The 11529-nt window shown below is 72.0% G+C and carries 11 protein-coding genes and 1 riboswitch; of the genes, 9 read left to right on the top strand and 2 right to left on the bottom strand.

All coding sequences use genetic code 11. The annotated features are described in order from the left end of the window. Window positions 1–163 precede the first annotated feature (163 nt). A riboswitch (cobalamin riboswitch) is annotated at window positions 164–368 on the top strand. A gap of 110 nt (window positions 369–478) precedes the next feature. Next, window positions 479–2743, top strand: a complete 2265-nt coding sequence (metE, locus tag Asi02nite_RS33775; RefSeq protein ID WP_203718083.1) for a 5-methyltetrahydropteroyltriglutamate--homocysteine S-methyltransferase — start codon at window positions 479–481, stop codon at window positions 2741–2743. A 61-nt stretch (window positions 2744–2804) separates the two neighbouring features. Beyond that, a complete protein-coding gene (locus tag Asi02nite_RS33770; protein ID WP_203718082.1) occupies window positions 2805–3311 on the top strand; it encodes an acyl-CoA thioesterase in 507 nt (168 codons plus the stop codon). On the opposite strand, the gene Asi02nite_RS33765 is transcribed toward Asi02nite_RS33770, so the two are convergent. Continuing rightward, window positions 3312–3464 carry a hypothetical protein gene (locus Asi02nite_RS33765; protein WP_203718081.1) on the bottom strand — a complete coding sequence of 51 codons (153 nt, stop codon included), beginning with the start codon at window positions 3462–3464 and terminating at the stop codon, window positions 3312–3314. Between the two features lie 347 nt (window positions 3465–3811). Here Asi02nite_RS33765 and Asi02nite_RS33760 point away from each other — a divergent pair, with 347 nt between their 5' ends. From Asi02nite_RS33760 to Asi02nite_RS33735, 6 genes are read left to right on the top strand one after another with little or no spacing between them, the layout of a single operon-like run. Continuing rightward, complete coding sequence (locus Asi02nite_RS33760) at window positions 3812–5416, top strand: ABC transporter substrate-binding protein (protein ID WP_203718080.1); 1605 nt, start codon at window positions 3812–3814, stop codon at window positions 5414–5416. Between the two features lie 3 nt (window positions 5417–5419). Beyond that, entirely contained in the window at window positions 5420–6454 is a 1035-nt protein-coding gene (locus Asi02nite_RS33755) for an ABC transporter permease (protein ID WP_203718079.1), read from the top strand. Beyond that, window positions 6451–7305, top strand: coding sequence for an ABC transporter permease (locus Asi02nite_RS33750; protein WP_203718078.1), 855 nt, complete (start codon window positions 6451–6453; stop codon window positions 7303–7305). Before Asi02nite_RS33755 ends, Asi02nite_RS33750 begins: the two co-directional genes overlap by 4 nt. After that, window positions 7302–8120: an ATP-binding cassette domain-containing protein gene (locus tag Asi02nite_RS33745; protein WP_203718077.1), complete on the top strand. Its 819-nt coding sequence runs from the start codon at window positions 7302–7304 to the stop codon at window positions 8118–8120. The genes Asi02nite_RS33750 and Asi02nite_RS33745 overlap by 4 nt, the downstream gene beginning before the upstream one ends. Further along, window positions 8117–8764 carry an ABC transporter ATP-binding protein gene (locus Asi02nite_RS33740; RefSeq protein ID WP_203718076.1) on the top strand — a complete coding sequence of 216 codons (648 nt, stop codon included), beginning with the start codon at window positions 8117–8119 and terminating at the stop codon, window positions 8762–8764. The genes Asi02nite_RS33745 and Asi02nite_RS33740 overlap by 4 nt, the downstream gene beginning before the upstream one ends. After that, window positions 8761–9204, top strand: a complete 444-nt coding sequence (locus tag Asi02nite_RS33735; protein WP_203718075.1) for a DUF1801 domain-containing protein — start codon at window positions 8761–8763, stop codon at window positions 9202–9204. Before Asi02nite_RS33740 ends, Asi02nite_RS33735 begins: the two co-directional genes overlap by 4 nt. Before the next feature lie 333 nt (window positions 9205–9537). Here the strand turns inward: Asi02nite_RS33735 and Asi02nite_RS33730 are convergent, their stop codons facing one another. After that, window positions 9538–10140, bottom strand: coding sequence for a hypothetical protein (locus tag Asi02nite_RS33730; RefSeq protein ID WP_203718074.1), 603 nt, complete (start codon window positions 10138–10140; stop codon window positions 9538–9540). Between the two features lie 217 nt (window positions 10141–10357). Between Asi02nite_RS33730 and Asi02nite_RS33725 the strand changes: the two genes are divergently transcribed. After that, on the top strand, window positions 10358–11470 hold the full coding sequence (locus tag Asi02nite_RS33725) for an AI-2E family transporter (protein ID WP_239127400.1): 1113 nt from the start codon (window positions 10358–10360) through the stop codon (window positions 11468–11470). Window positions 11471–11529 lie beyond the last annotated feature (59 nt).

Here is an 11529-nt window from a genome sequence, read left to right as displayed (position 1 = left end):
CGACCGCGACGGCTCGCACCGGTAAATCGCACCTGCCCACATTCGACCAGGCCGTCTGGGAGGCCGGGCTTCGGGCCCACCTGGGCCGGCACCTGATCACGATGGGCGGCCGGGAGGAGATCGACGCGATCGACCTGCCCCGGGGCCCGTTGAGCGCCGGGCTACCATCAACGACAGTGCTGGTTCGCCTCCGGTCCGCCGGAGGCGTCGTAAGAGGGAACCCGGTGGGAATCCGGGACTGCCCCGCAGCGGTGAGTGGGAACGACCGCCGTCGAGAACACTGGGCCATCGGCCTGGGAAGTGACGGCCAGTAGGAGCGAGCGACGACGCCCACGAGTCCGAAGACCTGCCCGCATCGCGTACGCGACCGCGTGCGCCGCCGACGGCCTCTCGGGCGGGCCAGGGCGCGGCGGGACGTCGCGCGTCTCCCCGCCCCCGGGTGGCTGTCGGCCACTTCGAGGGAAGGGACGACCCACCCATGACCGCACCGTTCGGTCAGAGCACCGTGCTCGGCTATCCACGCATCGGGCCCGACCGCGAGCTCAAGCGCGCCGTCGAGGCCTACTGGGCCGGCGACCTGGACGCCGACGCGCTCCGGGAGACGGCGGCCGGGCTGCGTGCCGAGGTCTGGCGCACGCTGCGCGACGCCGGCCTGGACGCGATCCCGTCCAACACGTTCTCGCTCTACGACCACGTCCTCGACGCCGCCGTCACGGTCGACGCGATCCCGGACCGGTTCCGGGCCCTGCGCCTCGACGACCTGGGCACCTACTTCGCGATGGCCCGAGGCACCGCCGAGCAGCCGGCGCTGGAGCTCACCAAATGGTTCAACACCAATTACCACTACCTGGTCCCCGAGATCGGTCCAGACACGGTCTTCGCCGCCCGGCCTGACAAGCCCCTCACCGAGTACGCCGAGTCGCGGCGGCTGGGTCTGGACACCCGGCCCGTGCTGGTCGGACCGGCCACCTTCCTGCTGCTGGCGAAGGCCGCGGACGGCGCACCGGCCGGGTTCCGGCCCTTCGACCGCCTCGACGAGCTGGTCGCCGTCTACGCCGACCTGCTCGGCGCGCTCGCCGACGCCGGCGTGACCTGGGCGCAGCTCGACGAGCCGGCGTACGTCGCCGACCGCACGCCCGCGGAGATCGATGCCTTACGCGCCGCGTACACCCGGCTCGGTGCCCTGACCCGGCGGCCGAAGATCTTCGTCGCGAGCTACTTCGGTGACCTCGGCGACGCCCTGCCGGCGCTGCTGCGCACCCCGGTCGAGGCGGTCGGGCTCGATCTGGTTGCCGGCCCGGGCAACCTCGCGCGGCTGGCGTCCAGCGGGCCGATCCCTGGCAAGACGATCGTGGCGGGGCTCGTCGACGGGCACAACGTGTGGCGCACCGACCTGCGCGCGGCCGCGGCGCGGGGCGCGGTGCTGACCGGGCTGGCCGACCACGTCGCGGTGTCGACCTCGTGCTCGCTGCTGCACGTCCCGGTCGACCTGGCCGCGGAGACCGGGCTCGACCCGGACCTGCGGGGCCGGCTGGCCTTCGCCCGCCAGAAGGTCGACGAGGTGGTGCTGCTCGGCCGGGCGCTGCGCGACGGTGTCGCCAAGCTTCCGCCGTCCGCACCGTCCACACCGGACGGTTGGCGGGACGATCCAGTGCGCGGAAGGCTGACGGCGCTCCGGCCGGAGCACAGCCGCCGGGGCGCCTACGCCGGACGGGCCGCCGCCCAGCGGGAACGGCTCGCCCTTCCGCCGTTGCCGACGACCACCATCGGCTCGTTCCCGCAGACCGCCGCTCTCCGCTCGGCGCGGGCCGACCTGCGCGCGGGCCGGATCTCCGCGCGGGAGTACGACGTCCGCATGCGCGCCGAGATCGCCGAGGTCATCGCCGAACAGGAGCGCCTCGGCCTGGACGTGCTCGTGCACGGCGAGCCGGAGCGCAACGACATGGTGCAGTACTTCGGTGAGCGGCTCGGCGGCTTCGCCGCGACGGTCAACGGCTGGGTCCAGTCGTACGGGTCGCGCTGCGTCCGCCCGCCGATCATCTACGGCGACGTGACCCGGCCGGCGCCCATGACCGTCGAGTGGTCGACCTACGCCCAGTCGTTGACCCGCAAGCCGGTCAAGGGCATGCTCACCGGCCCGGTCACGATCCTCGCCTGGTCGTTCGTCCGCACCGACCAGCCGCTGGCCGACACCGCCGACCAGGTCGCCCTGGCGCTCCGCGACGAGGCCCGCGACCTCGAGGCCGCCGGCATCCGGGTCATCCAGGTCGACGAGCCCGCCCTGCGCGAGTTGCTGCCGTTGCGGGCCGCCGACCAGAAGGCCTACCTCGACTGGGCGGTCGGCGCGTTCCGGCTGGCGACCGGCGGCGTCGCCGACAGCACCCAGGTGCACACCCACCTGTGCTACTCGGAGTTCGGCGAGGTGCTGCCGGCGATCGACGCGCTCGACGCCGACGTGACCAGCATCGAGGCGTCGCGGTCCCGGATGGAGATCCTCGACGACCTGCGCACCGCCGGCTACAAGCGCGGAGTCGGGCCCGGCGTCTATGACATCCACTCGCCGCGGGTGCCCAGCAAGGCCGAGATCGCGGCCGCGTTGCGGCGCGCGGTCGCCGCTGTCCCGGCGGACCGGCTCTGGGTCAACCCCGACTGCGGCCTCAAGACACGGGGGTACGCCGAGGTCCGGCAGTCCCTGGTCAACCTGGTCGCGGCAGCCGCCGAGATCCGCGCCTCGCTCGACTGAACCAGCGTGCCCGGGGACGTTCGCGTCCCCGGGCGCGCCCCGCACGCTAGGAGAACCACTGATGACCGATCTGTTGCTCGGCAAGCCCACCGACGTGTCCCGGCTGACCATCTCGCGGATCATGAGTCCGCACGACACCAACCTGATGGGCACCGTCCATGGTGGAGTGATTCTGCACCTCGTCGACGACGTCGCGGGTGTCGTCGCCGCCCGGCACTCCGGCGGGCCGGCCGTCACCGCGTTCATGGACGAGATGGCCTTCCTGACCGCCGTGCACGTCGGCGACGTCGTGCACGCCCACGCCCAGGTCAACTGGGTCGGCAGCAGCTCGATGGAGGTCGGCGTGCGGGTGATGGCGGACCGCTGGAACGAGTCGGTGCCCGCCACCCACGTCGCCACGGCGTACCTCGTGATGGTCGCCATCGGCGCCGACGGGCGGCCGAGGCGCGTGCCACCGGTGCTGCCGGAGACGGCCGACGACCACCGCCGCTTCCGCGAGGCCCAGATCCGCCGCGACCACCGGCTGTCCCGGCGAGCCGCTATCACGGCGTCGCGAGACAGACCCTAGCTAGCGGAGGACGGCCGCGGCTACGGCGAAGAATGCCAGCAACAGCCCGATGCGCAGCACGACCACCACCGACGCGGCGACGGCATCGGGCCGGCGGGCACCGTGCGCCCGGCTGCGGCGCAGGATCTCGCGGCGGCTCAACCTGGCTTCCACGAACTCCACGCTCCGCCGGGAACGCGGCGCCGGCCAGGGGCTTGACACGTTCTTGACCACGCCGAGGCGAACCCTGACGCCGCCTTGGCAGGGCGCGCCGTCGGTCCGTACGCCGGGGGCGGTGATCGGGCGCACCCGGCGGCAGCGTCCGCCAGTACCTCCAGAAGCGCCCACCGATCAGCGCCACGATGACGACATACGTGAACGGGGGGCGGCCCGCGCCTGACAGATTGGCCCGCTTATTGCCAAGAGTTTGCAATAACCGTCACTTGCTATTGCCCATCTCGTGCAACACAACCTACCGTCTGGCCCGTGATCGCTTGGTGGGGTGCGCAACGGTGATGAAGATGAATGTTCGCGGTATCGCGGCGGCAGTCGTTTCGGTGGTGGCGCTGGGCCTCGCGGCCTGCAGCGGTGGGGGTGACGAGGCCGGAAAGGACCGGGCCGCGCCGACCGAGCTGCGGCTGGCCATCGGCGGCGAGTCGGAGGACGGCTACGACCCGACCCTGGGCTGGGGGCGCTACGGTTCGCCGCTGTTCCAGTCCACTCTGCTCAGGCTCGACACCGACCTGAAGCTCGCCAACGACCTGGCCACCGACTACAAGGTGAGCGCGGACGGTCTGACCTGGACCGTGACGGTGCGCCGCGACGCGGTGTTCTCCGACGGCAAGCCCGTGACGGCCCGCGACGTGGCCTACACGTTCCTGACCGCCAAGAAGCAGCCGGGCCTCACCGACGTGAGCGCGCTCGCGAACGCGACGGCGGTCGACGACACGACCGTCGAGTTCACCCTCGAGCGGCCGCAGAGCACGTTCGCCTACCGGCTCGCGACGCTGGGCATCGTGCCGCAGCACGCGCACGGCGCCGACTACGCCCAGCGTCCGGTCGGCTCGGGTCCCTTCACCATGGTGCAGTGGGACAAGGGCCAGCAGCTCATCGTCGCGCGCAACGAGAAATACTACGGCCAGAAGCCGGCGTTCGCCCGGGTCGTGTTCGTCTTCACCGACGAGGACGGCACCCTCGCCGCGGCCCGCGCCGGCCAGGTCGACATCGCCGCCGTCCCCTCGACGCTGGCCGGCACCGACGTCCCCGGCATGAAGCTAACCCCCGTCGACTCGATCGACAACCGCGGCATGAGCTTCCCCTACGTGCCGGACCAGGGCCGCAGGACCGACAAGGGAAACCCGATCGGCAACAACGTCACCTCGGACAAGGCGATCCGGCAGGCGATCAACCTGGCCGCCAACCGCACGGCGATGGTCGACGGCGTGCTGCGCGGGCACGGCTCCCCCGCCACCGGGCCGGTCGACGGCGCACCCTGGTACGAGCCCAGGTCGGCGATCACCGACAACAAGCCCGACGAGGCCAAGGCGGTGCTCGAGGCGGCCGGCTGGACCGACGCCGACGGCGACGGCGTGCGGGAGAAGGGCGGCACCAAGGCCACCTTCACGGTGCTCTACCCGGCCGAGGACACGCTGCGGCAAGGGCTCGCGGTCGCCCTGGCCGACCAGGTCGCGCCGATCGGCGTGCGGATCGAGGCGAAGGGCGCCACCTGGGAGCAGATCGAGCAGCGCATGCACGCCGACTCGGTGCTGTTCGGCTGGGGCTCGCACGACCCGAGCGAGATGTACAACCTGTACAACTCGCGGCAGGCGGGCGTGGGCTATTTCAACGCCGGCTTCTACGCCAACCCCGCGGTCGACCAGCACCTCGACGCGGCCATGTCCAGCACCGACCAGGACGCGGCGAACGCCGCCTGGCGCGCGGCACAGCTCGACGCCCAGGGCAACGGGTTCACCGCTGCCGCGGACGCCGCCTGGGCGTGGCTCGTCAACCTCGACCACACCTACTACGTCGACACCTGCCTGAACGTGGGCAAGCCGCAGACCGAGCCGCACGGCCACGGCTGGCCGATCACCGCGGGCATCACCGCGTGGACCTGGGCCTGCTGACCGATGGCAGCCGACACCACCACCGCGGTGCCGGCCGAAACCTCCCCCGGCCGTTTCGGTTGGGGGAGGTTCGCGGCGAAGCGGGCCCTACGACTCGTCGTCCTGCTCTGCGGCGTCGCGGTCGCCGCGTTCAGCCTGATGACCGCCTCACCGGTCGACCCGGTGCGGGCCTACGTCGGGGCGGAGGTCGCCCGGATCGGTCCCGAGCAGCAGGCACTCATCGAGGATGCCTGGGGTTTCGACGACCCGCCGGTCGAACGCTTCCTGGCCTGGGCCGGTGAGCTCGTCCAGGGCAACCTCGGCGACTCGATCGTGTTCAACCAGCCGGTCGCCGACGTCATCGCCGAGCGGTTCGTGACCAGCCTGGCCCTGATGGCCGCCGCGTGGACACTGTCGGCGGTCCTCGGCTTCGGGATGGGCCTGCTGGCCGGATGGTACCGGGGCCGGTGGGTCGACCGGGTGCTGACCTGGTGGGCGTACACCCTGGCGTCCGCGCCCACGTTCTGGGTCGCGCTGCTGCTCCTCTACGTCTTCGCCGTCTCGCTGCGGATCGCGCCCGTCTGCTGCGCGGCGCCGATCGGGGTGCTCGCCGACGACGTCACCGTCTGGGACCGGCTGCACCACCTGATCCTGCCGGCCGTGACGTTGAGCATCGTCGGCGTCGCACCGATCGTCCTGCACACCCGGCAGGCCGTCGTGGAGGTGCTGGCCAGCGACCACGTCGCGTTCGCCCGGGCCCAGGGCGAGCGGGGCTGGGGCCTGGTCCGGCACCGCATCATGCGCAACGCGGCCGCGCCGGCGCTGATGCTCTCGTTCGCCTCGTTCGGTGAGCTCTTCGGCGGCTCCATCCTCGCCGAGCAGGTCTTCGCCTACCCCGGCCTGGGTGCGGCGACCACCACCGCCGCGCTGCGGCAGGACGTACCGCTGCTGTTGGGAATCGCCTTGTTCACCACCGTGTTCGTCTTCTGCGGCAACCTGCTCGGCGACGTCATCCACCGGTTCGTGGACCCACGGGTCACAGTGGACGGTGCGCGATGAGCGCGCCGGCCGTCGCGCGCCGGTCGCTGGCGCTGCCCGACCGCCGTACCCGCATCGTGGCGTTCCTGGTCCTCGCCGTGCTCCTCCTGATCGGTGTGGTCGTCGCCGGCACGGTCGCCCAGGACGCGGCCCGCACGACCCACCTCGACGCGGTCAGCCAGGGCCCGTCAGCGGCCCACTGGTTCGGCACGGACCGGCTCGGTCGTGACATGCTGGCCCGGACCCTGGTCGGCCTGCGGCTGAGCCTCGTCGTCGGCACGACCGCCGCGCTGGCCTCCGCCGTGATCGCGGTGGTGCTCGCCACCGTGTCGGTCACGGTCGGGCGGTGGGCCGAGACCGCCGTCAACTGGCTGGTCGACTTCTTCCTGGCCCTGCCGCACCTCGTGCTGCTCATCCTGCTGGCGTTCGCACTGGGCGGCGGCACCCAGGCGGTGATCATCGCCGTCGCGATCACCCACTGGCCGACCCTGACCCGGGTGCTGCAGGCACAGGCGCGCCAGGTCGTGGCCTCCGAGTACGTCGCCAGCTCGCGGGCGCTCGGCACCAGCGGCTTCGCGCTTGCCCGCGGGCACCTGCTGCCGCATCTGCTGCCGCACTTCGTCGTCGGCACGGCGCTCATGTTCCCGCACGCGATCCTGCACGAGGCCGCGCTGTCGTTCCTCGGCCTGGGCATCGACCCGTCACAGCCGGCCATCGGGATCCTGCTGTCGGACTCCATGAAGGTCCTGTCGGCGGGCATGTGGTGGCTGGCCGTGCTGCCCGGCGTGTGCCTGCTCGTCATGGTCAAGCTGGTGGACTCGATCGGCGAGAACCTCCGGTCCGTCATCGACCCTCGGAGCTATCACCTGTGACCGCGGCCGTCTTGAGCATCGCCAATCTGGCGATCAGTTTCCACCAGTACGAGCGGGGGCTGCGCCGGCGCACGGTCACTCCCGTGGTCGACATGTCGTTGACCGCGTACGCCGGGGAGGTCCTGGCCGTCGTCGGTGCCAGCGGGGCCGGGAAGAGCCTCGTCGGCCTGGCCACGATGGGGCTGCTGCCGCCGAACGCGACGGAGTCCGGCAGCATCCGGTTCCGTGGGACGCTCGTCACGACCGCCGATCGGCGCCGGCTGGCCGGGCGGGAGATGACGCTGCTGCCGCAGTCGGGCAGCTTCCTCGATCCCCTGGCGCGTGTGGACAGTCAGTTGCGGCGGGCGGCGCGGCTCGCGGGGCTGGCCGACCCCGCCGCGACCGCCCGCGCGGTCCTCGAACGTCGCGGGCTGCCGGCACGGACCGGGCGGCTCTACCCGCACCAGCTTTCCGGCGGGATGACCCGGCGGGTCCTGTTCGGAATGGCCACGCTCGCCCGGCCGGCCCTGGTGTTCGCCGACGAGCCCACCCCGGGCCTGCATCCGGCCAGCGTCGCCGAGGTCCTCGCCGACATCCGCGGGCTCGCCGACGACGGCGCGGCGGTCGTGCTCGTCACGCACGGGATCGACCAGGCACTGACCATCGCCGACCGGGTCGTCGTCTGCCGGGCCGGTCGGACCATCGAGGAGGCGACGCCGGCGCGGTTCCACGATTCCGCGCTCCGAGAGCCGTACAGCCGGGCCCTGTGGCAGGCCCTGCCGAGCCATGGGTTCCGCCTTCCCGACGAGCTGGACGCTTCCGAGGTGACGCGATGACCGACACGCTGCGCGGGGCCGGGCTCTGGTTCGCCTACCACCGTGACTGGGTGCTGCGCGACGTCAGCATCCAGGTCTCGCCCGGAGAGATCGTCGGGCTGTGGGGTCCGAGCGGCTGCGGCAAGAGCACGCTCGCCCGCCTGCTGACGGGGCGCCTCAGGCCGGCCCGCGGGACCGTCTCCATGCCTGCGGGCCGGGGCCGCGCCCGGTCGGCGCAGCTGGTCCTGCAGCAGGCCGACCAGTCCGTCAACCCGCGCTGGAAGATCGGACGGATCCTGGCGGAGGCCGCGCCCGATCCGGCCCCCGTACTCGACTCCGGTCTGGTGTTTCCGGACTGGCTCGGGTCGTTCCCGCACGAGCTCAGCGGCGGTGAGCTGCAACGGGTCAACCTCGCCCGCGCTCTGTTGTGCCGGCCTTTGTTCGTCGTCGCCGACGAGATCACCGCGAGCCTCGACGCGATCACGCAGGTCCAGATCTGGCGCATCATCCTCGACGGCGCCGCCCGCGGCGACTACGGCGTCCTGGCGGTCTCGCACGACATGCCGCTGCTCGATGCGGTCGCCTCCCGCATCCTGGCGATGGAGGACCTCACCGCGCGTCGCGGCGTGTTGCCCGGCCCCGATGTGCGGCACGATGAGGCATGACGACTTCAGCGGCAGGTTCGAAGAAGGCACCCGCGACGGCGCCCACGGACGCCAGCGTCGAGGCGTTCCTCGCGGCGGTCGCCGACGAACGGCGACGGGACGACGCGCGGTCGCTGGCCGCGCTGATGACCGAGATCACCGGCGAGACGCCGCGGATGTGGGGCCCGAGCATCGTGGGTTTCGGCAGCTACCACTACAGGTACGAGAGCGGCCGCGAGGGCGACGCCCCGCTGACCGGTTTCTCGCCGCGCAAGACGAGCCTGGTGGTCTATCTCGTCGGAGGCTACGAGGAACGTTACCCGGGGGTTCTGGCGAAGCTCGGAAAACACAAGACGGGCAAGGGCTGCCTCTACCTGAACCGCCTCGCCGACGCCGACGAGGCCACGCTACGTGAGCTGATCGACCGCTCCGTGCGGGTGCACCGGGGCGCGAACACCTGAGCCCGAGACCGGGGTTGAAGGCCTGAGGCCAGGCGCCCGGGGGTTGGACGGCTGAGCCCGAGACCCGGCGGCGAACGCCTAAGGCCGGGGCCCGGCGGGTGAACGGCCGAGGCGGAAGCCGGGGCGAACGCCTGAGCCCGGGACCCGAGGGCCAACGCCTGAGCCCGAGACCCGAGGGCCAACGCCTGAGCCCGAGACCCGAGGGCCAACGCCTAAGGCCGCGGGCCCGGGGGCAAACGCCTGAGCCCGGGGCCCGGGCGCGAACTCCTAAGGCCGGGACCCGGGGGTGAACGGCTGAGGCCGGGCACCCCTGGGGTGCCCGGCCCCGTTTGATCAGGCCGTGCGGCGGTGGCGGCCGGCAGCCGGCCGGCGGCGGGCGAACGCGACCAGCAGCAGGCCGGTCAGGGCCAGCGCGCCGCCGATCCCGGTCGTCTCCCGCAGCGACAGCCCGCCGCCCGTGACCGGCAGCCCGGCCGGGCAGGTCTGGGCCAGGTCGAAGGTGCCGTCCGTGCCCGTCACCACCGCGGACGCGTTGATGATCGAGAAGGGGTTGACCAGCTCGCCGGACGGTGCGAGGCCCGCCGACGTGCGGATCCAGGCGCGGTCGCCGACGATCGCCCGGTCGCGGGCCGGGGCCGTCGTGATCGTCTCGGTGACCGGGCCGCCTTCGGTGGCGAACTGGATCGTCACGGAGCGGAACTCGCCCTGCTCCTGCGGGCGCGGCAGGGCGAAGACCCAGACGTCCTCGCCCGCGAACGGGCCGCCGCCCAGGGCCGGGTCGCAGCGCTGCACGGGGAACGCGGCCGCCGTCTTGCCGACGTCTGCCTGGTCGATGTGGATCGTGGTGTCGGCCCAGGCCGGTGTGGCCAGGCCGAGGCCCAGAACGGCCGCGGTGGCGGCTGCCCCGCCGAGGCGGGCGAGCACGGATAACGTCACAAGATCACCCCAACTGGTTTGTGTGTGGGTAAAGCTCATGAACAGGACGCGACCCGGTGTCAGGTAACCACGTTGGACGGATCTTCACGGTCGTTATGGGCCGGATCTGGCCGCTCGGGCAGGCTGCCCGTACCGTCCAATTTGGGGCCTAAGATGGTGGTACGTGATGTGATGAGATGTGCGCATCGGCGGGGAGGACCGGCGAAGCACCGCGGGCGTGACGCGGGCCCTCTACGTGACCGCGGCACTGGTCGTGGTGACCGCCGGGATGCGCGCCGCCGGCGGCCTGCTCGGCCCGATCTTCCTGGCCCTGATCCTCGTCGTCACGCTCAGCCCGATCCGCTCGTGGCTGTCGCGGTGGGTGCCCGGCTGGCTCGCCACCACGGTGCTCGTCCTGGCCCTCTACGGCATCCTCGCCGGCGGCGTCGCGTCACTGGTCGCGGCGGGGGTCCAACTGGCGTCGATCGCGCCACGGTACGCGGACAGGGTCAGCGACATCGTCGACTCCGTACAACGTTGGTTGCAGGATCTGGGTGTCGAGTCGGACAGCGCCCAGCAGTTGGTCACGCGGCTCGACCCCGGGACGCTGGCCAACATCGCCCAGACGGCCGCCGGGGCGGTCCTCGCCCTGCTGACCAACACGGTCTTCCTGATCACGCTGCTGCTGTTCATGGCGGTGGAGACGGGCGGGTACCCGGCGCGGATGGCCCGCGTCGGCCTGGCCCGCCCGGCGCTGACCCGGGCGCTGCGGCAGTTCGTCTCCGGCACCCGCCGCTACCTGGTCGTCTCGACGATCTTCGGTCTCGTCGTCGCGATCTTCGACGGCATCGCATTGTGGATCCTCGACATCCCGCTGGCGACGCTCTGGGCGGTGCTCGCGTTCGTCACGAATTACATCCCGAACATCGGCTTCGTGATCGGCCTGGCCCCACCGGCTGTCCTGGCGCTCCTGGAGGGCGGCGTCGGCCTGATGATCGTGGTGATCGTCGTCTACAGCGTGATCAACTTCGTCCTGCAGTCGATCATCCAGCCCAAGATCGTGGGCGACAGCGTCAACCTGTCGGTCACGGTAACCTTCCTGTCCCTGATCTTCTGGACCTTCATCCTCGGCGGCGTCGGCGCGGTCCTGGCGGTGCCGCTCACCCTGCTGGCCCGGGCGCTGCTGGTCGACGCGTCACCGGGCACGAGATGGGTCGACCTGTTCCTGTCAGGCGGCGGCAGCATCCGCGCTGAGGAACGCTGGCGCCCGGGCCACCAGCCCCGCCGCCCGTACCGGCGCTGGATGCCCCACTTCCGCCGCCGCCCCCCGGAGAGCCCATGGCGCGAGTAACCGCTCTTCCGCAGACGCTGGCGCCGGACCGCGACCGTCCGCCCTTGGGTCGAGGACCT

Origin of the sequence: Asanoa siamensis, from assembly GCF_016862555.1 — a bacterium.
GTDB lineage: Bacteria > Actinomycetota > Actinomycetes > Mycobacteriales > Micromonosporaceae > Asanoa > Asanoa siamensis.
The sequence above is the reverse complement of the archived record's forward strand: the minus strand, read 5'-3'. Positions and strand labels throughout refer to the sequence as shown.